Genomic DNA, 24891 nt, shown 5'->3' on the forward strand with positions numbered 1-24891 from the left:
TAGGCGGTGATGCCTAATGCTTGATGACATCAAAAAATTACTACGAATAACAACAACCGCTTTCGATACTGAGATAAATGATCTAATATCAGCAGCCCGACAGGATTTAGTCTTGTCGGGCGTTGATTCTACAAAGGCAAATGACGATACGGATCCACTCATCAAAAGAGCAATATCATTATATTGCAAAGCTAATTTTGGCTTTGATAATCCAGATGCTGATAGGTTACAACAGTCATATAACCTGCTTAAAATGAGTTTAGCTCTTTCAGGTGACTACAATGGAAGTGATATAAATGTTATTTAGGGATACAGTTGATTTGTTAGAAGTTGAAGAAACAATAAATTCAAATGGCTTCCCTGAAACATCTATTGTAAACAGAAGAACAGTATATGCAAACAGAAAATCAGTAAGACAGGCAGAATTCTATAATGCTGCAATGCAGAATATTAACCTTGCATATATCTTTGAAATACGAACAGGCGATTATAATGGTGAAAAATATCTTGAATACAATGGTACTCAATATTATATAGTCAGAACTTATGACAAAAATGGAGAAATAATTGAGTTAAGCTGTGCTGACAAAGATATAAAGGCAGGTGTTAAAAATAGCTAATGCAGAATTTGAAATAGAAGGATTAGATGATTTAATAAATAGACTGCAAGACATGGGTAAAAAAGCTGGTACAATTGCAAATACTGCATTAAAAACAGCAGCAGAGCCTGTGTTAGAAGATGCTAAATCTTTAGTGCCAAAAAATACGGGAAGACTTAGAGAAGGCCTAAAGATTAGTAATGTGCAAACACAAAATGGCGTGAAATATGTGCTTGTAGGCATAATCAAAAAGGACAATCCAGAGTTATTCTATGGGAAATTTATAGAATTTGGGACGTCAAAGATGAGCGCAAAGCCGTTTTTAGGGCCTGCTTATGAGAAAAACAAAGAGAAAATACAAGAAATATTAGTACAGAAATTGAGAGAAGGTTTGGAAATATGAAAGCAAGCATTGTTGATATTCTCAAACCTTTAAATGTTCCTGTATGTTGTTTAAAATATTCAGGCACAGCTCCAACTTATATCACTTATTTCATTTTTAACGAAATGGGCGACTTATTCGCAGACAACGAGGAAATAGTGACAGGTTATCATGTACAAGTTGACATCTGGAGCAAGGAAGACTATACCGATATTGAAAATCAACTTAAGGAATTGATGACAGCGGCAGGATTCAAACGGACATATGCAATTGAATTATACGAAGAAGAAACCCATATATATCATAAAGCTATAAGATTTTTTTATGAGGAGGTAGTATAAATGGCAACACCAGTGACAAGCGCATTAGTAGGATTAGAAAGTCTGCATTATGCAATTTTGACAACAGATGGAGCAACTCCAACTTATGGAACACCGGCCTTTATTGCTCCAGCAATAACGGCAAAGATAACACCAAAGATTAACATGGATATGCTTTATGCAGATAACAAAGGCATAGAAGTTGCACAAACATTAAGCGAGGTGGATGTAGAATTAAATACGCAGGATATACCGCTTGAAGTTCAGGCAGCACTTTTAGGGCATACATTAGATTCGGCAAAAGGTATATTAACGAAATCAGCAAATGATATAACACCTTATGTAGCAATTGGTTTTAAAGCGAAAAAGGCAAATGGCAAATACAGATATGTATGGTTGCTGAAAGGAATGTTTCAGGAACTTGAAGAAGATTATGCAACAAAAGAAGATAAAATAAAGTTTTCTACGCCTACATTAAAAGGCACATTTTTGCCACGACAAGATGGAGTAATAGAATACACAGCAGATGAAGATTCTGGCTATACTGGCGGAGATAGCGGTTGGTTTACAGCAGTCTATACGCCAACAGTATAAGGAGATGATATAAATGGAAATAACCTTGAATAACAAAACATATATTGCACCTGCGACAAAGGCAAGAGTAGTCAGGAAGGCAATTGAAATTACAGAAAAAATAAATTTTAATGAAATCAAAACGAAAGATCTCGATAATTTAATTGATTATGTAGTTGAATTGTTTGGCAGACAATTCACAATTGATGATGTATATGACGGACTAGAAGCAAACAAGCTAATTCCTACAATAATGGATTGCATAAAAGGCGTAGTAGGGGAAGTAGGAGCAAAACTTGAACAATTCCCAAACGCTCAAACGGGGAAGTAGAGGAATCTATTTCCCCATCTGATTTTATGAAAGAAATATATTTGCAATTATTAGAGCAAGGCTGGACAATGCAGGATATAGACGAAATGGACTTTTTTTATTATATGGATATTTTAATTTACAAAGCAAAACAAGAAATTAAAACCGTCCCTATTGACAACATATTGTAATTGGCGTAAATTTAAAAGAAAAAGGGGTGGTATTATATGGAACCATTGTATGTTTTAAATGGGACAGATGGACAACTAGAGTTATACGAGGATAAGGTAGTTATAAAACGCAATGGATTACGGGCCCGTATGACACAAGGATTACTTGCTCATGATAAAGAATTTTTCATTAAACAAATTAGTGGAATTCAATATAGACCAGCGGGGAAGATAGCAAAAGGATACATACAGATTATAGTTCAAGGTAGCAAAGAGAATAATAGAAATGCGGTTATATTTACTAATAAATCAAATGAAGTAGCTTTAAAGATTAAGGAACAGTTAGAAGCAATGTTGGCAAATAACGCCACAGAGAATACAACGAGTGCGGCAGACGAAATCAAAAAATTTAAAGAATTACTTGATGAAGGAATTATAACAGAAGAAGAATTCAACCAAAAGAAAAAACAGCTATTAGGATTGTAGGAGCCAAAAAGGCTCTTTTTTCATGCCTAAAAAGGTGGTGAGAGTATGGCTGAAGATGTTGGCAACCTTGCGGTTAAAATTTCGATGGATTCGACAGGTTTTCAGAATGGAATATCAGCAATAAATCAACAATTAAAAGTAGTGCAATCAGAATTCAAAGCTGCAAGTGCACAACTTGGATCATTTGGTAATAGTACAGACCAGCTTCGGTTAAAATCAGATAGTTTAAACAAACAAATTGACTTACAAAAGCAAAAAGTAGAGGCTTTAGAAAAGGCATATCAGACAAGTGTAGAAAAAACAGGAGAAAATTCTAAAGCTTCACAAGATTTAGCGATAAAACTCAACAATGCAAAAGCTGCTCTTGCTAACATGGAAAATGAATTACAGCAGACAAATAAACAGCTTGATGAAAGCACTAAAAAGCAAAGTTTATTTGGGCAAATGGCTGATAAATTGCATCTAAATTTAGAAGGGCTTAAGACTGCTTTTGGAGCTGTAGGGTTGGCAGCTGGTAGTTTTCTAAAAGACGCTATAGAAGAAGCAAGCGAAGCGGAAAATGCGAATAAAAATCTTGAGCAGACTTTGAAATCGACCGGTGATGCGTCAGGGATGACGATGGAATCACTTGAAGGGTTAGCAAACAGCTTAAAAAAGACAACGACGTTTAGTGATGATCAGATAAAAGCTGGAGAAGCAATGCTATTGACATTTACGAATATAGGAAAGAATGTATTTCCACAGGCAACGCAGGCTTTATTAGATCTATCGCAAAAAATGGGTAGCGATCCAAAAGAGGCAGCGATCCAGCTCGGAAAAGCATTAAATGATCCTGTTAATGGGCTAACTGCATTAAGACGTGTAGGCGTATCATTTACAGCACAACAACAGGAACAAATTAAGACAATGGTTAAAGCTGGAGATGTAGCAGGGGCGCAAAAAGTTATTCTGGCAGAGTTGAACAAGGAATTTGGTGGACAGGCAGCAGCGGCAGCACAGACATATGATGGCCGTTTAAAACAAATGCAGAATTCATTCAAGGAGATAAAAGAAACGATAGGTACAGCATTGTTGCCAGTATTGACACAGTTAGCAGGTAGCCTCGCAAAAATATTGCAACCTATAGCGGATTTTATAGAGAAAAATCCGCAATTCACAGCGGCAGTATTATCAATTGTAGCGGTTTTAGGCACTTTAATAGGCGGATTAAGTGTTATTAATACATTAGCAGGAGTATTTGCCCCACTTGAGGCGGCATTAACAGGTATGGAAGTTGAGGCAACGTCGTTAATAATACCAATTATTGGTGTTGTAGCAGCAATTGCAGCAGTAGCGGCAGCAGCATATTTGATATACTCGAATTGGGGTACAATAAGCACATTTTTTAAAAATTTATGGAATGAAATATCTACAACAGTTACGAATACATGGAATAATATAAAAACATTTCTCACTAATACTTGGAACGGTATAACAACAACAGCAACGAATATTTGGGGTGGAATTGGCACATTTTTCACTGATTTATGGAACGGTATAAGAGACTTTTTCGTAAACACATGGAATTCAATTGTAAATAGTATTACAAACATCATCAATGGATTTGTAAATTTTATTCAAACAAAATTTGGAGTTGAAATATTTTTATTGCAAACCGCATGGACAAATTTTCAAACAATATTGATTGACATATGGAATGTAATTAAAACAGTGGTTTTAGGTGTTGTATTATTAATTTGTGATTTAATAACTGGAGACTTTACAAAGTTAAAAGAGGATACGGTAAAAATATTTGATAGTGTTCGTGAATATTTTAATGAGATATGGAATGCTATTCAGCAAATTTTTACAAGTGAATTATTGGCTATTGAATTATTTATAACTGGTGTATGGAATGACATAATTAATGGTGCTAAAACAGCATGGGAGAGCTTCAAAGAGACGGTAACTAATCTTTGGAACACTATAGTCCAAGGTGCAGAGGATATATGGAATGGGCTTATAAATTGGTTCAAAGAGTTACCATCTGCCCTTTATAATATAGCAACTGATATGTTCGATTCTATGAAAAATGGGGTAACCAATACTGTTGGAAGTGTAAAAACTGCAATAGTAAACGGAATAAGCAGTGCAATTGATTGGATAAAATCCTTGCCATCTGAAGCTATGGAATGGGGCAAAGATATGATAAACGGCTTTATAAATGGTATAAAAAGCATGATAAGTAGCATTACAAACACAGTCAAAAACGTTGCAAATACAATAAGAAGTTATTTGCATTTCAGCGCACCGGATGAAGGTCCACTTGCAGATTATGAAAGTTGGATGCCTGATTTCATGGCCGGACTTGCTAAGGGCATTGAAGATAATAAAAAGCGTGTGCAACAGGCAATACAGGGACTTTCAGCTGATATGAAAGTAGGTATTACATCATCTACTACAGCTTCTACAGTAAATGTAGCGAGTACAGATGGGAAGCCAGTAAATATGACTTTAATTATTGAACTTGATAGTCGGACATTGATACAAAAAACAATTGAAAACATGCCACGCTATTTAAGGGTTAAAGGGGCTGTAAGATAATGTTTCAGATATTTGCAAACGGTAAAAACATAACCAAATATGTTAGAACAGAGAGCTTACAAATTGATGAGGCAATTGGAGAACGCAGCACCTGTCAATTTGACGTAAAATATTTACCAGGTGAATTAAATTTACAGCCTGGGACGCAAATTTCAATTATTGAAATAGAATCTGGCGAATATCTTTTTGCAGGTACTATAGATAATATTGACAGTGAAGAAATCATTCAAGATTTCCCCCTTTATATTCAAGCTTCAATACAATGTGCTGACTGGCAACAAATATGTGATAGAAGGATTGTTAGTGAGGCATACGAGAACGTACTGGCCGGGGATATTGTAAAATCTATAATCGATTCATACCTTGCACCTGAAGGAATAACATATACAATGGATTCAATACAAGATGGCCCTACAGTTTTGCAGGCCGTCTTTAATTATGTGCCTGCTACGGATTGCTTCGATAAACTTTCAGATTTAGCGGGATTCAATTGGTGGATTGATTCAAATAAAGTATTCTATTTTTGTGATAGAGCCACAATTGTAGCACCATATACATTAGATGGTAATTTTAAAGTATTTAATATGAAAATGACGGATAATCGTGATAATTACAGAAATAGACAATATATTCGAGCAGGTAAAGGTACAACAGATCCGCAAACAGAAACTTTCAAAGGCAATGGCGTACAAAAGACATTTACTGTTGGATTTCCGATAGCGTTGGTGCCTACAGTGAAAGTAAATGGAATACAAAAAACTGTTGGCATAAAAGGCGTAGACACAGGTAAGGATTGGTATTGGAACAAAGGAGATGCCATCATAACGCAGGACGATGCAGCGACGCCACTTGCAGCGACAGATACTCTACAAATCACATATCAAGGGCTTTATGACGTCATTGTGCTGACAGATGATTACACTGCCATAACTGAAAGACAGTCGGTAGAAGGCGGAACTGGCTGGTATGAAGCAGTCGACGAAGAGCCATATCTTGATACATCAGATGCGGCATTTCAAAATGCTAACGCACTATTAAAACGGTATGCAAATTTATGTAGGACTCTTACATTTGAGACTTTGCAAAGTGGACTTCACGCAGGACAGATACTAAATGTCAATCTTCCTAAAATCAAGGCTATTGGCGAATTTCTTATACAGAAAGTCACGTATAGCTTTAAATATACTGGTTATGAACCGCAATATCGCTATCAAATTGAAGCAGCATCAAATGATAATTATGAAAGTTGGACAAAGTTTTTTAAAGCTAATCTCGGTCAGCCAAAAACTTATGTTATTAGAGAGAATATACAAGAGCAAGAAGTTTTAATACGCTTAGTACAGCAATCTGAGAATACAAACTGGTCTGAAACAATGACACAGACACTTTTTGCATGTCCTTTGCCTTCGGATAGTTTATATCCTTCAAGTAGCCTTTACCCTTGTTAAAGGAGTGAGATGATGATAGATATGTCTAATTTAGTATGGGATGGAACATTCCAAATAACAATAGAAACCCCATACAAAAGAAAAACAATCAGCTTGCATAATATGATAACCGATGCAGGTTTGAATTATATGAGGGATTTGCTTGATGGTACTGTCAATCCCCCAACATCTATACAATATATAGCACTTGGTACATCAAATACGCCTGTATCAGCGTCAGACACAAAACTTGGTAATGAAGTATTCAGAAAAGCTGTAACAAAGCAAGAGACGCCGGGAACAGGACAAGTACAGACAACCTGCTATATAGCACCGTACGAGGCAAACGTAGATATTGAAGAAATAGGCGTATTTGCAGGACCTGAGGCAACAGATGCAAAAGATAGCGGTGTTATGATTGCAAGGGTGCTATGGTCGCATACAAAGAATGAATTAGAGAGTTTACAGATTGTGCGTACCGACACAATAGGGAGGGCTTAATTATGACGTATACAAAAACACAATGGGAAGCAGGAATAACGCCATTAAATTCGACAAATTTAAACCATCTTGAAAGCCAGTATGATGAAGTTAAAACTGAATTGCAAAAGACGGATGGAACCAGTGATATAAAAATACAAGCAATAAATTGTCTAATACAAGATGCAAATGGATATTTTAGTTCAAGCAATATAGAAGGTGCATTACAAGAACTCTATACTATTTCAAGATAAAGAAGGTGATTAAATGGCGTATACAAAAACAGTTTGGAATGATAGTGCAGCTCCTGGAATCAGCGCTCCGAATTTAAACCATCTTGAAAGCCAGTATGATGAAGTTAAAACTGAATTGCAAAAGACGGATGGAACCAGTGATATAAAACCGCAGGCAAAAAATATCTTGATACAGGATACAAATAATAATATAACTGCAACTAACGTAGAAGATGCATTGCAAGAGCTTGCAGGCAATGTTCAAACAGGCAAAAGCAAAATAGCAACTGCTATTACAGCTATGGGGCAGAGTGCAACTTCTACAGACACATTTGACACTTTGTCATCAAAAATTCGTGCAATATCGATAGATGCAAATGCTGGAGTAGGAGATGTGCTTTCAGGCAAAACATTTTATTCAGGTGGTAGTAAACAAACTGGAGCTATGCCAAATAATGGTGCAGTAATAATCACGCCATCAACGCAAAATCAAGCTATCCCAGCTGGTTATCACAACGGCAGCGGATATGTAAAAGGTGATGCAAATTTAGTGGCGGCAAATATTAAGCATGGTATTACTGTATTTGGTGTAACCGGGAGTTTCAGTCCACCTTACGACCAAGTATACACAGTAAGTACAACCACTACCGCATATCCACTTGGTTCGCAAATACCTTTGCCATTTGTGCCAAAATTATTAGTTGTGTTTCCTACAGATGCTGGATACAGACCCGCTATCTATGATGCCATATATGGTTTTAGTATGACAAGCACATACATGGGAGGGTCTGGGTCTAGTACAATGTGGCTAAATTTATATTACACAGCAGGAAATTTATATTTTACATTAAGCGCACAGAATTTTTCATTTACTAAATTTAACTATTTTGCTTTTGCATAGAAAGGACGGATGCAGATGGAACTTGAGGAGAAGGTGAATGACATGGAAGTATTGTTAGGCAAACACGATGAAAGACTAAAAAAGCTTGAGGAATGGCAGGCAAAACAGAATGGCAGTCTACAGCGTTTAGAGCAAAAGGTAGACGGAATATATACATGGCTGATAGGTTTAATGGGAGGCGTAATAGCCTCTTTAATTATGCTTATAGTGAACTTTGCACTAATGAGGAAGTGAAGAATAATGAAAATAATAGACATCTCTAATCACAATCCAGTTCAGGACGCAACTAAAGTAAAAAATGCAGGTTATGCAGGCGTGATTGTAAAAGCAACAGAAGGGAAGACATACGTAGACCCAACATTTCAGACTAATGTCTCAAAATTATCGCAAGCTGGTATGCTATTCGGCACATATCATTTTGCAAGACCTGACAACAACCAGCCTGAAGATGAGACAACGAATTACTACAGGCAAATTGCTTCATTAACAACAAAATTACCGCCAATCTTAGACATCGAGGTAAATTGCAATTTAGGCAAAGATGCTCTAACTAACTGGATATTGCGATTTATTACAGCTATGAAAAAACTGACAGGCAAAGACTGCATTATTTACACATATACAAGCTATCTCAATTCAAAATTAGACTATTCTAAACTGCAAAACTATAACTTTTGGATAGCAGACTATGGCAGTAAAGAGCCTGAAATTCCGCACATAATGTGGCAGTACACAAATAAAGAAAATGTACCGGAAATCGGTATCTGTGATTGTAGCATTGCCAACGACGATTTATCAATTCGGAAAGGAGGCGAAAGTGTGGATTGGATAAAACAATTACAACAAGAGCTCAACCAAGTATTAGGGACGAACCTGACAGTTGACGGCGTATTAGGACCTGCTACAACAGCAGCTATAAAGCAATTTCAGCAAAAAGCAGGTTTGACGGCTGATGGCGTATATGGCCCTGCAACAGCCGATGCTTTATCAAAGGCATTGGCAGAGCTTAATAAGTCTGCACAAAATACAACAACACAAACGACATCACAGGCTAAGGCACTTTTAAAAACGCTCACAATAAACATCTATTCAGATGGATCTTATGAAATAAAATAATTTAAAGGAGAGGATAAATTATGTTAGAAGGAAATACATTAGCAGTTTTAACACTTGTTATAGGAGTTGTAATAGGGGTAGTAGCAACGGTAGGTATAGCATTACCCTATGCGAAAAAGAAAGGTATAGACATAGAAAAATATTTGAACGAAGCTAATGACACTGTCGTAAAAGTAGATCAAGTCTTTGATACAATCAAACCTTTTTTGCCACAAGTGCCTGCTTTAGGTATCATAGACAAAGTTCTCGAATACACAAAACTCGGTGTAAACAAAGCCGAGCAGCTTTACCACATCGGACAAATACAAGCAGACCAGAGAAAAGCAGAAGCAAAAAGTTTTATATTGGATGCTCTTAAACTTGCAAAGATAGACGTTACTCCCGAGCTTGACAAAGTTATAGACGGTGCAATTGAAGCGTCTGTGATGGCTTTAGGACATACGAAAGAAGCAGCGCAGGCACAAGTAGCAGCTACAACAGACACGCAAACACCTACTACCCAGACAACTGCAACCGCAAATACGCAGACAACTGCAACTACCCAGCAAAAATAATCATGGCCCTTCGGGGCCTATTTTTTTATGCCAAGAGTTAATTAATTTGTGCTATAATATTAATAAAATGTAATAATAGATAAATATTACGAGGAGGGCTATATGGGCCAGGTATATAATATATATTGTGACGAGAGTTGTCATTTAGAACATGATGACAGTAAAGTAATGGTCATTGGAGGAATTTGGTGCCCTAAAAATAAAATAAAATATATTTCAGACAAGATAAAAGATCTAAAGATCAAGCATGGTATTAAACCAAATTTTGAAGTTAAATGGGTAAAAGTATCTCCTAATAAGATAGAATTTTATTCCGATATGATAAAGTTATTTTTAAAAGAAACAGATTTACATTTTAGATGCTTAATAGTATCAGACAAAACAAAATTAAGGCATTTTGATTTTAACCAAGACCATAATACTTTTTATGATAAAATGTATTATCTTATGTTATGTAATATTATCGATACATCAAATTCGTACAATATTTATATTGATATTAAAGATACTCATACTAACGAAAAAAGTAAAATTCTTGCTAAATATTTGAGAAACAAATATTATGACTATAATTGTAATATAATAAAAAAAATACAACCAGTTAATTCATCAGAAATTCAACTTATGCAGCTTGTGGATATTCTTATTGGAGCAGTTTCATATATAAATAGGGATCTAAAAAGCAGTGAGGCAAAGCTGCGTATAACGAAAGAACTAAAGGAGCAATCAGGTTTAGCCTTAAATCATTCAACTAGCTTTTTTTCAAAGAAAATTAATATCTTTGTATGGGATCCATCTTAGGAGAAGATACTAAAATGGACGATGAGCAACTGCTGTGTAAATGGCTTCCTCCTTTAGTTCAATTAAGTGAGTTTGATGGTAACTGGGATAATTATGATAACTTTTTATACGAAATTTTTAAGAAAGATTTTATAGAGAGTAGACCAATTTTTAAATTTAAAGAAGTCAGGATTAGAAAATATCCCATGGTAGCAAATAAAGAACAGGCATATTTCCATGTAACTTCTGTAGATTCCTCGAAAACTTCAAATGATCTAAACGATAGAATACCTGATTTAAGGAGATGTGAAAGAATAGCCTGGATAAGAAAAATAATTGAAAATTATAATTGTAGAGAAAATTGTAATGGGTGTAATAAGATAAAATATTGGCCAGAACCTTATAAAAAGTATAAGAGATGGCATTTTCTTTTTGAAAATTTTAGATTTCTTGTTGTTCTTGAAGAAAGGGAAAATTATAATCTATTAATTTCGGCTTTTTATATTGAACATGAACATACTTTGCAAAAGAAAATTAAACAATATGAAAAATATAAAACAGAAGACGCCTAAACTATAGTTTAGGCGTCTTCAGGAACTCCTCCTACTACTTGGTAGTTGAGCTACTTTAAATATAATCTATTTCATCTAAAATGTCAACAATTATATTTTCCTGCAGGTAATATTATTATATGTATTATAGGCAAATATTATACAAATATCTCATTTAAAAATATTTTAAGATGAAACGTTGAAAATAATTTTTATGTTAAGTCCATTCAAAATAGAGAGCAACTCGTCTATAATTAAGCCGGAGCACCTACTTTGTTGTAATTCTTAATGAACCGCCGTATACCGAACGGTACGTACGGTGGTGTGAGAGGACGCTGGATAAAATAATTATTCAGCTCCTACTCGATTATGATTTGGAACAATTTGAAATACGGATAGCTTTTACTAAATATGCTTTATTTGTGCAAGAAGATGCGATTAAATATTGTTTTTTGCAAAAGCAAAACCAAACTAAATTATACAACATTTAATAAAACATAAAGTATTTTTAACATTAGAGAAACTAGATTAAGTAATTTTTTATTTTTTTTGAAGATTTATATCAAAATAAGAAGGAAAATGTAATTTTATAAAGAATAATAAATTAGTGGTTATTATTTTATTTTTATTTAGATTTTCTACTAAAACATTTAGAAATGGAGGAAAAAATGATACATAGTATTAAAATTAATGATTTTAGAATTTTTAAGAATATTTCAATGAATTTAGGAAGATATTTAACTGTTATTTCAGGTAAAAATGCTTTGGGGAAATCAACATTACTCGGTATGATTGGGAACACATGTGAATTGAAAGCTAGTGAAGGTAGACCAATAATACAGAAGCAATTTAGAACTGAATTTAGTGAAATATTTAAAGGCTCCGAAAAATTTGATTTAAGTGGTTCTAACAAATATACTGTTTATTTCTCAGATATAAAAAATCCTGATAAAATAGTTGATTACAGAACTTGTAGGATAACTTGGCCAACAACTAAAATAAAAACCACTAAAGGTGATATAAAGTATAAAAAAAGATTTCGTGTTATACCAGAAAAAACAGTTAGTAAAAGAAAATCAAGTAAAAAATATAGCTATCCAGTTTTGTATCTTGGTTTATCGAGGTTATATCCTATAGGTGAGTCAAATGAAGAAACACTTTCAGTAAAAAATATAAAATTAGAAGAAGATGAACGAATAATGTTTTTAACAAGTTATAAAGAAATATTGTCAATAGTAAATGATGAAGAAATCAGCATTGATTGTATAAATATTGGAGAAACTGACAGAAAAAAGGGGATAGGAATATCTACGACCGAATATGATTCTTTAACAAACTCAGCTGGTCAAGATAATATTGGGCAGATACTTTTAGCAGTTTTATCTTTTTATAGATTAAAAAGAAATAATCCAGATAAATATAAAGGTGGTTTATTATTAATAGATGAATTAGAAGCAACTCTTCATCCTTATGCTCAATCAGAGCTATTAAGACACTTAATTAAATATTGCAAGGAATTAGACTTACAAATAGTTTTTACAACACATAGTTTAACTATACTTCAATTAATTTGTGAAAAGACAAAATATAATAAAAAAGATGGGAATATAAACGATATTGAATTATTATATATTACTAAAGCAAATGGTACCTTGGAAATAAGACAAAGTATAGAATATGCTACTATGTACAATGATTTAAATATTCAGTCAATAAAAGAAAATCCATCGAAAATTATAGTATATTCTGAAGATGATGAAACTAGATGGTTTGCACAAAAATTGCTGAATAAATATATTCATAGATTAGAGTTAGTAAATATAACTATGGGATTTTCTAATTTATTAAAATTAAACAAAGCCGATCCAAAATATTTTTCTAATATAATCTTTATAGTTGATGGAGATGTTAGAGATGAGGATATTGAAAAATATAAACTTCCTAATATTAATAATATTATCAAACTACCAGGAGGTAAAAGACCTGAAGAAATTTTATATTTATATTTAAAGGATATACCAGCAGAACATGAATTAAGGGAACAGATCACTAAATATAATTTTACAAAAGAATATTTTCAAACACATTCTCCTGAAAAAGAGTATAAAGAAAAAGCAAAAGAAAGAGAACAGTATAAAAAATGGTTTAATGAGTATTTAGGCATTCTTATAGAACCATATAATGTATTCGATTTTTGGTATAAAGATAATAGAGAAGATTGCGATAAATTTATACAAACTTTTATTAATATTTTTAACTCAATTGCAGATAGACTTCTGATGCAAAGAATTGACTAGCCTTAATATAATATAAATTTGCTTAAATAATTATGGCCAGAAACAATAATTTATGGTAAAATCAAATATAATATATTTGTTAGGAGAAGTGAAAATCATGTCTAGTATGAGAACTTATACGCCTTTACGATATCCTGGTGGTAAAAATAAATTAACGGGATATGTAAAAAAAATAATAATAGCTAATAATCTTAAAGGATGCATATACATTGAACCTTTTGCTGGTGGTGCAGCTATTGCATTAGCATTATTGATAGATGGCTATGCTTCCGAAATTATTATAAATGATATTGACAAGTCGATATATGCATTTTGGTATTCAGTTTTAAACCATACAGATGAATTATGTTATTTAATTGAAAATACACCAATTAATATAGATCAATGGCATAAACAAAAAGATATTCAAAGACATAAGGATAGTGCTAATTTGTTAGAACTAGGTTTTTCAACATTCTTTCTAAATAGGACTAATAGATCTGGAATATTAAAGGCTGGTGTGATTGGTGGTTTAGAACAGAATGGAAAATATAAAATGGATTGTCGGTTTAATAAAAAACGGCTGATAAACCAAATTAGATATATATCAAAATATAAGAATAATATAAAAATTTTTAATATGGATACTATTCAGTTATTAGATGTAGTATTACCTAAAATTGAAACTAAAAGCTTTATTTTTTTTGATCCTCCTTATTATAATAAAGGATCTACACTTTATGTAAATTATTATAATCATGAGGACCACCTAAAATTGAGTAAAAAAATAGGACAAATTAAAGAACATTGTTGGATAGTTACTTATGATTATGTAAAAGCAATCAGTAAAATGTATAGTCAATATTTTCAAACAACCTATAAATTAAATTATACTGCACAAAGAAAATATACTGGATATGAAATAATGATTTACAGTAATAATCTTAATATTCCTAAAGAATGCAAAAGTGTGATTTGAGTATAAAAGTTCCTGAAGGTGCTTTTGTAAATCTTATCGAAGTTTACATGCCTCCTGTTCGTAATGAAATGGCCAATAAAAGTGTAAATAAAACAGTAACAATTCCACGATGGTTGAATGAGGCAGCAGAAAATGCAAACATAACTTTTCACAAGTACTTCAATACGCACTAAAAGAACAATTAAAAATAAGAGATAGATATAAAGCACTCTAAAATGGGTGCTTTTTCATGACAATCCCATGACAATCCGAGACAATCTTTTTTATATATTTCGATACTTTTATCAAATTAAGCTTATCTTTTATAATATGCATAAATACTAGGTTCTTAAGATATAAAAGATAAAGAAGGATTGTCATGGATTTCGCTTGGGAGGTCTGCAAAACCTTTATCTCCAGTTCGAATCTGGATGCCGCCTCCATATTTATTCAAGCGATATCAAGCCTTTCATGGCTTTTATTTTTTGCTTAAAAATAAATTAATGTCTGTATAATGGGGTTAAATCCCTCAGCTTAAGCTGAAACCTTTAGGTCAACAAAATGAATAATCACTTCTAGTAAAAAATAAACTAGAGGTGATAAATATGCAAAATTATAGAAAGTCATCACATGCAACGTATGATCTAAAATATCATATAGTCTGGATAACAAAATACAGAAAACCGGTATTAGTTGGGAAAATAGCAGAAAGAGCAAGGGAACTAATAAGAATGGTATGCAAAAATAATGAAATAGAAATATTATCAGGACATGTATCGAAAGATCATATACATATACTAGTGTCAGCACCACAACATTTGTCAGTAAGTAAGCTGGTGCAATATATAAAAGGATATAGTTCGAGAAAGTTGCTAATGGAGAATAAGGAACTGAACAAACAATTTTGGGGACAACATTTATGGGCAGGAGGATATTTTGCAGCAAGTAGTGGCAATGTAACGGATGAAGTGATAATAGAGTATATACAAAATCAAGACATAGAAAAAAATCAAAAGAATGATAATTTTACTTTAGGCGAGTTTTAAGCTGCTTAAGCGGCACACCACCAGATAAAGCAGGTGGTGGTTGAGTTTGTACTTTTTCTTGACGTAGTATCAAAGGTGCGATAAAATGTACATAGTATTAATATGTCCTTTATATGTACCTAAATGGGGGTTTTAAAGTTGTACAAATACTTATTAACTTTTATTGGCACAATGACAATAATTTTTATTGCAGATTTTATCTTTAGATTAATTTTTCATAAAGATACTCGAGTTATAAGCAAAAGCTGGAAATATCTTTTGTATTATTTTTTAATTTCATGTGTTTTGTTTTTTATAGCTTATTGGATGTTTCCTAATGTTTTCTTTAAGTGAATATATCGCCTGTTTCAAGTCGCAAACATGCTATAAAACTTGCTAACATTTTGCTAACGTAACAAATAAAAATACTTAAAATTAGGCGTGAAAGAAGTCTAACAATTTCCAGTTTTAAAAATAAAAAAAGCTTAATTTTAAGCGCTTTCGTGACATACAGTTACTAATTAAAACTGCTTAAAAAATACTTCAGAGGTCTACAAAACCTTTATCTCCAGTTCGAATCTGGATGCTGCCTCCATATTAAATTAAGCGATATCAAGCCTTTCATGGCTTTTATTTTTTTGCTTAAAAATAAGTTAATTTCGGCTAATTTCCAAATGCAAACAAAAAATTAATCAATCAAGAAGGATTTTTTTTAAATATGTCGAATAAGTCATAAAGTGTTATAATAACTATAATCTTATGTAAATTATTTACTAAAAATGGAGAGGAGGATAAGGAATAGCGCTTGAATGACAGTTGTTCCAATGGTCATGAAAAGGATTGTACTAATTGCTGTGTCTTTGATTTTAGTTTTTACATTTACATCGCAAGTTTGCGCTGATACATACTACAATGGTTTTTTGTATACATATCAAAGCAATAGCTATATGATGGTGCCTGCACGAGGTGTATTTCAAAGCATGGGTGCAGATGTAAAATGGTACGGTGATACTCAAACGGTTGAGATAACAAAAGATAGCCTTAAAATCGCGCTTAAGATCGACAGCACCAATGCGATCGTCAATAGAAAAGCGAAAGATATGCCGGTGCCTGCCATAATAAAAGACGGTTCAACCTTTTTACCGCTTCGATTTTTGGCTGAACTGCTTGGGGATAATGAAGTCAAATGGGATGGAAATACGCAAACTGCTGCTATCCCATTTAACAATGGTTATATTTATGTTAAAGCGGTTGATTATAGCTTAGACGCGACAAGTTTTACTCAGAAAGTTGATGGCGTTGTTGTGACGGGTGTAAGGATACCTTACAATTCACCTTATAAACCTGCGGTTGTTTTGGCAAATAATCAGATAGGTACTACCCAGAGCCTATATGACATGGCTAAATACTACAATGCAGATGTTGCAATAAATGGGACGTTCTTCAGTGCCTATGATGGGAACCCGGTACCGTGGAACACTATAATTAAAGATGGCAAAGTTGTGCATGTTGTTAATGTAGGGTCTGTTTTTGGCTTTACTGCTGATGGTAGGGTGAAGATGGACAAGCTTAAAATAAGCATAGCAGGCGGCACCAATGGCTCTTATAGCTGGCCAAATAATTGGTATGCTTATGGCTTCAATCACACACCTTCTGCAAACTCGGTATATATATTTACATCTGAATTAATTATGGAATAAATATTGTGGTAGAAAATGGGGTTGTTAAAGATATTGAAGAAAACCAGGATGTAAATATTCCTGCAGATGGATATGTCATAAATCTCAATGGCAGCGAAGAATATTTAGCTAAAGTATTTAATGTAGGCAAGACAGTTGAGTATAAAATCAACTTTACAGATGATAGTGGAAATCCAGTTGATTGGTCTGACGTTGTTCAGGCGGTAGGTGCAGGACCTATTCTTGTCAAAGATGGTGTCGTCAGTGTTGATCCTGTAGGAGAGGGATTCACAGAGGATAAAATTGTAAGCTTAGCATACGCAAGAAGTGCTATAGGAGTAACGGCCACAAGGCGATATTCTTCTTGTGACTACGCCAGAGATTACTGTATATCAGTTGGCACAGGTCATGAAAGATCTGGGGGCATACGATGCAATGAATCTTGATGGTGGTGCTTCTTCTGGGATTTATTTTAAAGGGGAGTATTTGACAAAGCCTGGGAGAGATTTAAGCAATGCACTGATATTCTACAAATAATGGTGTGGTATAATATATTTAGTGACTGAATAAAAAACACGATAATATGAGGATGATGTGATAAATGGCTAAAAAGAACAACAACAATTTCATGCTTTATGTGCCTATTCATTCAAAAAAACTTATGTGGGAAGAGAATGATAACATAGTCAAGCTTTTGTTTAGGCACGATAAAATCGTTGAGCGGTTGGCGAGGCTTTTTATCAAAAGACCAAGGATAACGACAGTAGAGCTTGATGAAATTGGCAGCACCGTTTGGAAGCTTATTGATGGCAAAAGAACTGTTTATGACATAGGCATTAAGCTTAAAGAAGTTTACGGCGATAAGGCTGAGCCTACATACGATAGACTAAACAAATATTTACGCTATTTGCATCAAAATGGATGGATTAGGTGGAGGATTCAATAATTTATTCTTTTTGTGATTGGCTTTCCAAAAGTTTCAGTATTTTTTCTTGATTTTCGATGATTTTATCTGCTTTTGTATGCAGGTCTTCTATTATTAACTCTGCTTTTAAATTGACTTCGTAGTCATTTTGTGCTCTTAGCCTATCTTTTGCTTCTTGCCTGTTTTGGCTCATCATGATTATTGGAGCTTGTATTGCAGCAAGACAGGATAAAACCAAATTTAAGAGTATAAATGGATACGGATCAAAATGCTTTATAAAAGCGACGCTGTTTATAACCATCCAAACGATAAGCAAAAAGCCAAACGTAAATATAAATGACCAGCTTCCAGCGTAGTCTGCCAATTTGTCTGCCATTCTATCGCCAAATGTCAGCGAATCTTTGTGCTCTTCATTGATATTTTTAGAGACTTTCTTGTCAATATATGAATGTATCAGTTTTTCTTTATTATCCATATTTGTGTTCACCTCTACTATATGTTTTTTAATACAGTGAGAAGCTTTGATGAAATTTAAGCTTCTCACTTTTTAATAGCTATTTGTTTTTGAAGGCGGAAATATACGAAGCTAATATTGTATTTCCGGATGCGAAGTATGCGATTCTAATGGCTTCTTTTATTTCTTCGTCGCTTACTCCCATATTTCGCAGTTGATTTGATATGTTTTCTACTCCAAGGTTAGCACCGTGCAGTGCATCAATAGCCAGTGCGATTAACAATTTCGTCTTTTTATCTAATGCACCTGGCCCCATTGCATACGAATAAACTTTCTCTATTGCAGATGCAAATTCAGGATCATTTTTATCAAGCGATGACAAAAATGGTGGTAATGGCATCTAAATCCCTCCTTGTACATTTTTACATATATATTATATCACCTTTAAAAATTAAATTTTAATATTAAGGCAAGATATATAAAAATTTTTCGCTTTGTGGTAAAATACTTTATATGTTAGATTTAAAGAATAGCTTCGGAGGGCAAAGGTGATGAAGAAATTTTATGCAGTTGACGAAATAAAGAAATTTGTAGATAGTGAAGAAATGGCGCTATTGTATTTTTCAACAAATGATTGCGGTATATGCACTACATTGCTTCCAAAACTTGAAGCGATGCTCTTAAATTATGACAAGATATCCAGTTGTCATGTTTCTATAGATGAATTGCCTGCTGCATCATCGGAGTTTTCGGTTTTTACTGTGCCTACAGTGCTTCTTTTTGCGGAGGGGAAAGAAGTCATAAGAGAGGCGAGATTTATAAGCATGGACATTTTAGAAGAGAAAATACAAAAGTATTATGATCTGTTTTTTTCATAAGTTACGATAGCTATTAATGTGAAAAATTTATTTTTAGTCGATAAAACGCTTCATTTTTGAAATTGCTGTGTATTGCCTAAAAGCCGTTTACGATGTAAAATATAAAATTGTTATGGGGCTTGAAATCACTGCTAAGAAAAATTACGAGTTAGATTGGAGATCGTATGAGTAATAAGAAACTGTTTAAGTCGGCAAGCATTGTTGCATTTATAACGATTTTAGGGAAATTTGCTGGGCTTTTGAAAAATACTGTACAGGGTAAGGTGTTTGGTACTACATGGGCTACTGATGCATACACTGTGTCTTTAAATATCCCGACAGTGCTTTACTCTATAATAGGTGTTGCTGTATCCACAGCTTTTATACCTCTTTTAAATGAGACATATGCTAAGCGCGGCAAAGATGAAATGTTTGATTTTGCCAACAATATCATGAATATTTTATTCCTGTTTTCATTTGCCATATTTATAATAGCGTGGATTTTTTCGCCTTACTTGGTAAGATTGATGGCATCGAATTTTACAGGTGAGAAATTTCAACTTGCAGTAAATTTGACAAAAATAAGCATTGTAAACATGCTGTTTTTAAGCATGTCGGCAGGCTTTACTGCTATCCTTCAGACGCTCAATGATTTTACTGCACCTGCTTTAAATGGGATTTTGATAGATATTCCGCCTATTGTGTTTATGCTGTTTTTTGCAAAGGATGGTGGCATTGTAGGCCTTACTATCTACACTACAGTCGCATTTGGACTTCAGGTGGTAAACCAGATACCATGGCTTATCAAGAACAAGTACAGGTACAGCCTGAAAATTGATTTTAAAGATCCTCGCATAGTAAGGATGCTTAAGCTTATTAGTCCTGTCATTGTGGGATTATCTGTGAACCAGATAAACATAATCATAAATACGAGACTTGCATCAGGGTTGCCAAATGGGAACATCACCGCTTTTAGCTATGCCAGCTTATTGACAGGTGCTTTTTATGGCACATTTGCCACGTCGGTTGTGACAGTCATATTTCCTACTTTGTCAAGGGAAGGAAGTACCGGCGATTATAAAGGCATGAAATCTCACATGATAAAGGCTATAAACAATATCAATATGATCATGATTCCGGTTACTTTAGGCATCATGATTTTAAGGTACCACATAATAGATATATTGTTTAAACATGGCAGGTTTAATGATTACAGTGTTGAGATTACAGCTATTGCGCTTTTGTACCTTTCAATAGGAATGATTTTTTACGGCATAAGAGATGTGTTTAATGTATCATTTTACTCCACAAATGATACGAGGACGCCTATGATAAACAGTATTTTAGGCATAGCAGTAAATATATTGATAAGCATAATACTGGTAAAATATATAGGTATCGCTGGTCTTGCCATAGGTTCGTCTGCATCTGCGGCAATTTGCGCCATGTTGTTGATGAAGGATTTTAGGAAAAAGATGGGGCCTTTTGGCGGACGCGATGTTGTAATTACCGGTGGTAAATTGGTGCTATCTTCGCTTGTGATGGGCGCGGCGGTATTTTTAATGAATAATTTTCTTTCAAGATACATGGTTGGATTTAAGATGGAATTGTTGCTTACAAGTTTGATTGTCATTATCGGCGGTGCTATATACGTTGGTATGATGCTTCTTTTAAAAGTAAAAGAGTTCAAATACTTATTTGGCATTGTGGCAAACAGGATAATTAATTTCCAAAATTAATTAAAGCTCGGCTAAAAACCGAGCTTTTTGCATATACTTTACTTTGTCAGAGTTTGCTCAGATAATTGTGAAGTGATGCCATCATGTCGTATGCATCTTCCCATTTTACGTATTTTAAATCTTTCATCTTTTCGTACGCTGTATCAGATATTAGTCCCTTTTCATGTGCTAAATTGTATAAACTACCGGTGTATTTATCAGCCTCATTTCTATATCCAGCATACGTCAAAAGTATATCCGCAGCTTCTTCCTTTGTAAGAGGTTTGTCTACAATGTATTTCTGCAGATATTGATAATTATCATCTATAAGTTGTGATTTATCTGGTATTGACCTTTTAATCATGTTTGATGCCATATAATAAAACGATATGCTTTTTATGTTTTCACTAAGCTTAAAATCATTTGTGTATCCAGGCACTACAAGACCCCAATGGAGGACAAATTTTAGCCCGTCAAATGCCCAACTTTTTTCTACAGCTTCTTCTACTTTAAACGGCTTAAGGTACGCTCCTTGGCTTACTAATATGGACTGTATGTTTTTTATATCTTCTTCGCTTTTTGCGATGTCAGCAAATGATTTGTCTTTGGCTATGGAGTACGCTGACGCTACACCTGCCGCATCTCCTTCGGCCATGCCTATCGGTATCGTTCTGGCTGACCCTGCTGCTAAGTGGCTGTAGGAGGCTGACCGTCCTACTACAAGCAGGTTCTCTACTTTCTCAGGCACTATGCACCTAAATGGCACTGCATACTCTACAGGCTTCCCGTACACATATCCTGTGTCTTCCGGTGATGTGGCTTGTATGTCTACTGGATATGAGCCTATTGCTATCCTGTCGTAGAAATCTCTATTGAATACTACGTCATTTATGTCAAGTGTGTAGTATCCTTTTATATGCCTCGTCTCTCTTATATACAGTTCGTCTGCTGTGCCGTCAAGCTGCACTTTCTCAAAACCAGGGATGTTTTCTCTAAAAAACTGCACTATCCTCGGAAGCTCTTTCTTTGCCAGTTCCATTCCTTTTTCTATTGATGATTGGTTAAGTCCGTCTACGCCGTATATCAAAAGGGCGTTTACTAATACTGTGCCATCATCTTGCCTGCCAAGGTTAAGACCTCTTAACCTAAGCATAGGCGTTGAAGGCTTGTAGTTTTTTGTGATTGATAGAAATCCGTTTGCGGATGTATCGTTTATATACGTTGCTGGTATCTTTTTCTCGTATTTTATTATTTTTATTAGGTTGTTCCAGTCTATGCCTTTTAATCTAAATACAAGTGTTGATGCCTGTACTTTGCCTTTTACACCCATGTCTTCTGCGCCGATTGTGTACGGCACACCTGCAGATGCTGCGACTGAAGCATCCTGTGTTGCGTCGATTATCCTTTTGCCGTAGTAGTTTACTTCTTTTCCGTCCTTTAATGCTGTTATGCCTATTATCTTGTTGCCATCCATTATAGGCTTTTCAAATACAGTGTTGTACGACTGAGTGATGTTTGGAAGGTTTAAAAGCTTCAAGAATACTTCTTTTGCCTTTTTTACATCAAAGGAGTTTTTTGAGCCTATGCCTTTAAAAAACTCCTTAAATGTGCCTTGAGTAAGCAATGTGCCGTCAGAAGATGCACTCATGTCTATGGTATTTAACATTCCATACGTCATGAGGCCGCCAGGGCCATCGTGCTTGTCAATTATTAAGACTTTAGCGTCGTTTTTTGCCGCAGACCTTGCAGCAGCAACGCCTTCCGGTTCTGCTCCTACCACTATGACATCGTACTGATTTCCGTCTTTAGGAAGGTTAAGCTTTATAGGCTCAGGAAGATTTTGGCTTTCCTCTGTGACTTTAGCTTTAGTCTCCTGTGACGATTTTTTGTACTTTTCTACGTAAAAGTAGCCGCCTACTGCTGTTATTATTAATACTGACACGATGAAAAGCGATATCACTGTCTTTAAATATTTCTTTTGCAAATTAGTCACCTCAATTCATGAAAACCGGCTATGCTTGCTTAGATATCTTGTACAAATTCCAAGGAATCTTATCGATTAGTCTTCCTTTGTATATTGAGTCAGAACCCATGAATATATAGCGCAAGTCCTGTTTTTGTGGAATATTCAATTTTATCCACAATATATTTTTGTCTATTATTGGTCTTGATGCTATAGATTTAAGAAGCGAATTATTGGCTTTTTTGTACTGATAGAGCTTGTCATTTACCAATCCTAAATCGATCCTCTTTATGCTGTTATTGTAAAACAGCCTCATTTCGATGTTGTATCGTACATTTTTAGATATAGGTGACAGTGTTTGAACACCTATATACAAGTGGTTGTCGTAGTAGAATGAAGCAAGCTTTGTAAGATCAGCGCTTTTATAGATTTCCTGATCGAGAATTCCACCTGCTGGTATGCTTAAAAGCGAGAAAGGCATGTTTTTGTCGTATAAATTAGGTTTCGTTTCAACTTCTGGAATCGTAATGACAGGCTTTGTCCCGAAAAGCTCATTTTTCCTTACAAACGCCAATAAAAATGGCTCCATCACTTTTATCTGCGATGTATACTGCTTAATGGCTTCTTCCTTTTTAGCTTCTTCTTGCTTTGAAAGAGGAATACTTTGCCATACAGTGTTGCTGTCTTTCATGTCTGTTGGCGGTAAAAGAGAATCATTTGGCATCAATAACCATGGTACAGGCCATTGTGGATGGTGAACTAAAAACATGTGCTCTTTTACGTTTAGATTAAGTGCTGTTATTGCATACCTTGTAAAGTTGCTTACAGCCCAGTGATCGGGATGTACGTCATCTGCTAAAGGATAGTAAATATCTGTAGGCTTAAATGACTTCATGATATCTTGCAGCTCATTTTCTAAATTTTCACCTGTATATGCAACACCAGGTTTGTACGCATCTTTATATGGAGAGTATGCTACATTTGTTCCACCGCTAATCCTGGGTTTTCCATTATCCCAAAAATCGCTCCATAAAAATCTTGTGCTGCCATCAGCAAAACCTAAAAATATTACGTCATTCTTTGGAAGCCCTAATACAGACATTGCGGCTAAACTTTCACTGTGCCTTTGAAGTCCAAGTTTATAAAAGTCTGCTGGTGTAGGATTGATATGGCCTGTAAAGACTTGAGCAGCTTTTTTGTAGCTTTCGCCATCTGTTACAATCACCACTTTTATGGGGCGTTTCAATTCAATAGCTTTTTGTATGACACCTGCCATTCCCAATGATTCATCATCAGGGTGTGGTACGACTGCAAGTATTCTTTGTCCCGGATCGTCGTTATTTGGAACAGGCTTTTTCTCTGTGAGATTTGCAAAAGTAGTTTTTAAATTCATTATAGATGCTATAATAATGACACTGATTAGCCCAAAAGTTATAAATATATACTTCCATTTGAATAGTTTCTTGTTCAACTTTAATTCCCCCTCGTATTTGTGTCATAATTGTAAGAAAATAATATCAAAACTTTATGAATAAATTGTTAACAGAAGATTAAAAAAAGATAAAATGGTC

General features: G+C 34.4%; 31 protein-coding genes. 27 read left to right on the top strand and 4 right to left on the bottom strand.

What is annotated here, in order from left to right:
* Positions 1-16 precede the first annotated feature (16 nt).
* The 25 genes from GSH73_RS04155 (at position 17) to GSH73_RS04265 (ending at position 18349) form a co-directional block, all read left to right on the top strand.
* Positions 17-307: a head-tail connector protein gene (locus tag GSH73_RS04155; protein ID WP_014759257.1), complete on the top strand. Its 291-nt coding sequence runs from the start codon at positions 17-19 to the stop codon at positions 305-307.
* Between the two features lie 13 nt (positions 308-320).
* On the top strand, positions 321-620 hold the full coding sequence (locus GSH73_RS04160) for a phage head closure protein (RefSeq protein ID WP_044984080.1): 300 nt from the start codon (positions 321-323) through the stop codon (positions 618-620).
* Entirely contained in the window at positions 604-1002 is a 399-nt protein-coding gene (locus GSH73_RS04165; RefSeq protein WP_014759255.1) for an HK97-gp10 family putative phage morphogenesis protein, read from the top strand. Before GSH73_RS04160 ends, GSH73_RS04165 begins: the two co-directional genes overlap by 17 nt.
* Positions 999-1322, top strand: coding sequence for a hypothetical protein (locus GSH73_RS04170; protein WP_014759254.1), 324 nt, complete (start codon positions 999-1001; stop codon positions 1320-1322). Before GSH73_RS04165 ends, GSH73_RS04170 begins: the two co-directional genes overlap by 4 nt.
* On the top strand, positions 1323-1895 hold the full coding sequence (locus GSH73_RS04175) for a major tail protein (protein WP_014759253.1): 573 nt from the start codon (positions 1323-1325) through the stop codon (positions 1893-1895).
* Between the two features lie 13 nt (positions 1896-1908).
* Positions 1909-2205, top strand: coding sequence for a phage tail assembly chaperone G (gene gpG, locus GSH73_RS04180; protein WP_014759252.1), 297 nt, complete (start codon positions 1909-1911; stop codon positions 2203-2205).
* 206 nt (positions 2206-2411) lie between these two features.
* On the top strand, positions 2412-2840 hold the full coding sequence (locus tag GSH73_RS04185; protein ID WP_014759251.1) for an SHOCT domain-containing protein: 429 nt from the start codon (positions 2412-2414) through the stop codon (positions 2838-2840).
* 45 nt (positions 2841-2885) lie between these two features.
* Complete coding sequence (locus GSH73_RS04190; protein ID WP_014759250.1) at positions 2886-5423, top strand: phage tail tape measure protein; 2538 nt, start codon at positions 2886-2888, stop codon at positions 5421-5423.
* Positions 5423-6871: a hypothetical protein gene (locus GSH73_RS04195; RefSeq protein ID WP_014759249.1), complete on the top strand. Its 1449-nt coding sequence runs from the start codon at positions 5423-5425 to the stop codon at positions 6869-6871. The genes GSH73_RS04190 and GSH73_RS04195 overlap by 1 nt, the downstream gene beginning before the upstream one ends.
* A gap of 12 nt (positions 6872-6883) precedes the next feature.
* Positions 6884-7351 (top strand): hypothetical protein, encoded by a 468-nt coding sequence (locus tag GSH73_RS04200; protein ID WP_014759248.1) that lies wholly within the window; start codon positions 6884-6886, stop codon positions 7349-7351.
* Between the two features lie 2 nt (positions 7352-7353).
* On the top strand, positions 7354-7584 hold the full coding sequence (locus GSH73_RS04205) for a hypothetical protein (protein ID WP_014759247.1): 231 nt from the start codon (positions 7354-7356) through the stop codon (positions 7582-7584).
* A 13-nt stretch (positions 7585-7597) separates the two neighbouring features.
* The gene (locus GSH73_RS13400; RefSeq protein ID WP_014759246.1) at positions 7598-8464 is read left to right on the top strand and encodes a hypothetical protein; all 867 of its coding nucleotides are present in this window, start codon (positions 7598-7600) and stop codon (positions 8462-8464) included.
* A gap of 15 nt (positions 8465-8479) precedes the next feature.
* On the top strand, positions 8480-8698 hold the full coding sequence (locus GSH73_RS04215) for a hypothetical protein (protein ID WP_014759245.1): 219 nt from the start codon (positions 8480-8482) through the stop codon (positions 8696-8698).
* A gap of 6 nt (positions 8699-8704) precedes the next feature.
* Positions 8705-9580 (top strand): GH25 family lysozyme, encoded by an 876-nt coding sequence (locus GSH73_RS13670; protein WP_014759244.1) that lies wholly within the window; start codon positions 8705-8707, stop codon positions 9578-9580.
* A 20-nt stretch (positions 9581-9600) separates the two neighbouring features.
* Positions 9601-10134, top strand: coding sequence for a hypothetical protein (locus GSH73_RS04225; RefSeq protein WP_014759243.1), 534 nt, complete (start codon positions 9601-9603; stop codon positions 10132-10134).
* Positions 10135-10236: 102 nt separating this feature from the next.
* Positions 10237-10935: a DUF3800 domain-containing protein gene (locus tag GSH73_RS04230; protein WP_014759242.1), complete on the top strand. Its 699-nt coding sequence runs from the start codon at positions 10237-10239 to the stop codon at positions 10933-10935.
* 14 nt (positions 10936-10949) lie between these two features.
* Positions 10950-11486, top strand: coding sequence for a hypothetical protein (locus GSH73_RS04235; RefSeq protein WP_014759241.1), 537 nt, complete (start codon positions 10950-10952; stop codon positions 11484-11486).
* A gap of 647 nt (positions 11487-12133) precedes the next feature.
* On the top strand, positions 12134-13762 hold the full coding sequence (locus GSH73_RS04240; RefSeq protein ID WP_014759240.1) for an AAA family ATPase: 1629 nt from the start codon (positions 12134-12136) through the stop codon (positions 13760-13762).
* A 97-nt stretch (positions 13763-13859) separates the two neighbouring features.
* A complete protein-coding gene (locus tag GSH73_RS04245) occupies positions 13860-14720 on the top strand; it encodes a DNA adenine methylase (protein WP_014759239.1) in 861 nt (286 codons plus the stop codon).
* The gene (locus GSH73_RS04250) at positions 14717-14893 is read left to right on the top strand and encodes a hypothetical protein (RefSeq protein ID WP_014759238.1); all 177 of its coding nucleotides are present in this window, start codon (positions 14717-14719) and stop codon (positions 14891-14893) included. Before GSH73_RS04245 ends, GSH73_RS04250 begins: the two co-directional genes overlap by 4 nt.
* 411 nt (positions 14894-15304) lie before the next feature.
* Positions 15305-15745, top strand: coding sequence for an IS200/IS605 family transposase (gene tnpA / locus GSH73_RS04255; protein ID WP_014759237.1), 441 nt, complete (start codon positions 15305-15307; stop codon positions 15743-15745).
* A gap of 788 nt (positions 15746-16533) precedes the next feature.
* Positions 16534-17424: a copper amine oxidase N-terminal domain-containing protein gene (locus GSH73_RS13560; RefSeq protein WP_233432485.1), complete on the top strand. Its 891-nt coding sequence runs from the start codon at positions 16534-16536 to the stop codon at positions 17422-17424.
* Positions 17425-17429: 5 nt separating this feature from the next.
* Entirely contained in the window at positions 17430-17849 is a 420-nt protein-coding gene (locus GSH73_RS13565) for a phosphodiester glycosidase family protein (RefSeq protein WP_233432484.1), read from the top strand.
* Entirely contained in the window at positions 17770-17940 is a 171-nt protein-coding gene (locus GSH73_RS13675) for a phosphodiester glycosidase family protein (RefSeq protein ID WP_489884368.1), read from the top strand. The genes GSH73_RS13565 and GSH73_RS13675 overlap by 80 nt, the downstream gene beginning before the upstream one ends.
* A 64-nt stretch (positions 17941-18004) precedes the next feature.
* A complete protein-coding gene (locus GSH73_RS04265; RefSeq protein ID WP_014759236.1) occupies positions 18005-18349 on the top strand; it encodes a PqqD family protein in 345 nt (114 codons plus the stop codon).
* A gap of 1 nt (position 18350) precedes the next feature.
* On the opposite strand, the gene GSH73_RS04270 is transcribed toward GSH73_RS04265, so the two are convergent.
* Positions 18351-18803, bottom strand: a complete 453-nt coding sequence (locus tag GSH73_RS04270; RefSeq protein WP_014759235.1) for a DUF1003 domain-containing protein — start codon at positions 18801-18803, stop codon at positions 18351-18353.
* A gap of 79 nt (positions 18804-18882) precedes the next feature.
* Positions 18883-19182, bottom strand: a complete 300-nt coding sequence (locus GSH73_RS04275) for a carboxymuconolactone decarboxylase family protein (RefSeq protein WP_014759234.1) — start codon at positions 19180-19182, stop codon at positions 18883-18885.
* Positions 19183-19333: 151 nt separating this feature from the next.
* Between GSH73_RS04275 and GSH73_RS04280 the strand changes: the two genes are divergently transcribed.
* Both GSH73_RS04280 and murJ read left to right on the top strand, forming a co-directional pair.
* Complete coding sequence (locus GSH73_RS04280; protein ID WP_014759233.1) at positions 19334-19660, top strand: thioredoxin family protein; 327 nt, start codon at positions 19334-19336, stop codon at positions 19658-19660.
* A 164-nt stretch (positions 19661-19824) separates the two neighbouring features.
* Positions 19825-21378 carry a murein biosynthesis integral membrane protein MurJ gene (gene murJ / locus GSH73_RS04285; RefSeq protein ID WP_014759232.1) on the top strand — a complete coding sequence of 518 codons (1554 nt, stop codon included), beginning with the start codon at positions 19825-19827 and terminating at the stop codon, positions 21376-21378.
* A 46-nt stretch (positions 21379-21424) separates the two neighbouring features.
* On the opposite strand, the gene GSH73_RS04290 is transcribed toward murJ, so the two are convergent.
* Positions 21425-23341: an FAD-dependent oxidoreductase gene (locus tag GSH73_RS04290; RefSeq protein WP_014759231.1), complete on the bottom strand. Its 1917-nt coding sequence runs from the start codon at positions 23339-23341 to the stop codon at positions 21425-21427.
* A gap of 28 nt (positions 23342-23369) precedes the next feature.
* Positions 23370-24791, bottom strand: a complete 1422-nt coding sequence (locus GSH73_RS04295; protein ID WP_160175240.1) for a PIG-L deacetylase family protein — start codon at positions 24789-24791, stop codon at positions 23370-23372.
* Between the last annotated feature and the right edge of the window lie 100 nt (positions 24792-24891).

The organism is Thermoanaerobacterium aotearoense (genome assembly GCF_009905255.1).
Classification (GTDB): Bacteria; Bacillota; Thermoanaerobacteria; order Thermoanaerobacterales; family Thermoanaerobacteraceae; genus Thermoanaerobacterium; species Thermoanaerobacterium aotearoense.

Coding starts and splice junctions, on each gene's coding strand:
- GSH73_RS13560 (WP_233432485.1), top strand. CDS start 16,534: ATGACAGTTGTTCCAATGGTCATGAAAAGGATTGTACTAATTGCTGTG.
- GSH73_RS04275 (WP_014759234.1), bottom strand. CDS start 19,182: ATGCCATTACCACCATTTTTGTCATCGCTTGATAAAAATGATCCTGAA.
- GSH73_RS04225 (WP_014759243.1), top strand. CDS start 9,601: ATGTTAGAAGGAAATACATTAGCAGTTTTAACACTTGTTATAGGAGTT.
- GSH73_RS04240 (WP_014759240.1), top strand. CDS start 12,134: ATGATACATAGTATTAAAATTAATGATTTTAGAATTTTTAAGAATATT.
- GSH73_RS04200 (WP_014759248.1), top strand. CDS start 6,884: ATGATAGATATGTCTAATTTAGTATGGGATGGAACATTCCAAATAACA.
- GSH73_RS04245 (WP_014759239.1), top strand. CDS start 13,860: ATGTCTAGTATGAGAACTTATACGCCTTTACGATATCCTGGTGGTAAA.
- GSH73_RS04215 (WP_014759245.1), top strand. CDS start 8,480: ATGGAACTTGAGGAGAAGGTGAATGACATGGAAGTATTGTTAGGCAAA.
- GSH73_RS04280 (WP_014759233.1), top strand. CDS start 19,334: ATGAAGAAATTTTATGCAGTTGACGAAATAAAGAAATTTGTAGATAGT.
- GSH73_RS04175 (WP_014759253.1), top strand. CDS start 1,323: ATGGCAACACCAGTGACAAGCGCATTAGTAGGATTAGAAAGTCTGCAT.
- GSH73_RS04155 (WP_014759257.1), top strand. CDS start 17: ATGCTTGATGACATCAAAAAATTACTACGAATAACAACAACCGCTTTC.
- GSH73_RS04205 (WP_014759247.1), top strand. CDS start 7,354: ATGACGTATACAAAAACACAATGGGAAGCAGGAATAACGCCATTAAAT.
- GSH73_RS04185 (WP_014759251.1), top strand. CDS start 2,412: ATGGAACCATTGTATGTTTTAAATGGGACAGATGGACAACTAGAGTTA.
- GSH73_RS04270 (WP_014759235.1), bottom strand. CDS start 18,803: ATGGATAATAAAGAAAAACTGATACATTCATATATTGACAAGAAAGTC.
- GSH73_RS13400 (WP_014759246.1), top strand. CDS start 7,598: ATGGCGTATACAAAAACAGTTTGGAATGATAGTGCAGCTCCTGGAATC.
- gpG (WP_014759252.1), top strand. CDS start 1,909: ATGGAAATAACCTTGAATAACAAAACATATATTGCACCTGCGACAAAG.
- GSH73_RS04265 (WP_014759236.1), top strand. CDS start 18,005: ATGGCTAAAAAGAACAACAACAATTTCATGCTTTATGTGCCTATTCAT.
- GSH73_RS04170 (WP_014759254.1), top strand. CDS start 999: ATGAAAGCAAGCATTGTTGATATTCTCAAACCTTTAAATGTTCCTGTA.
- GSH73_RS04190 (WP_014759250.1), top strand. CDS start 2,886: ATGGCTGAAGATGTTGGCAACCTTGCGGTTAAAATTTCGATGGATTCG.
- GSH73_RS13670 (WP_014759244.1), top strand. CDS start 8,705: ATGAAAATAATAGACATCTCTAATCACAATCCAGTTCAGGACGCAACT.
- murJ (WP_014759232.1), top strand. CDS start 19,825: ATGAGTAATAAGAAACTGTTTAAGTCGGCAAGCATTGTTGCATTTATA.
- tnpA (WP_014759237.1), top strand. CDS start 15,305: ATGCAAAATTATAGAAAGTCATCACATGCAACGTATGATCTAAAATAT.
- GSH73_RS04195 (WP_014759249.1), top strand. CDS start 5,423: ATGTTTCAGATATTTGCAAACGGTAAAAACATAACCAAATATGTTAGA.
- GSH73_RS04230 (WP_014759242.1), top strand. CDS start 10,237: ATGGGCCAGGTATATAATATATATTGTGACGAGAGTTGTCATTTAGAA.
- GSH73_RS04235 (WP_014759241.1), top strand. CDS start 10,950: ATGGACGATGAGCAACTGCTGTGTAAATGGCTTCCTCCTTTAGTTCAA.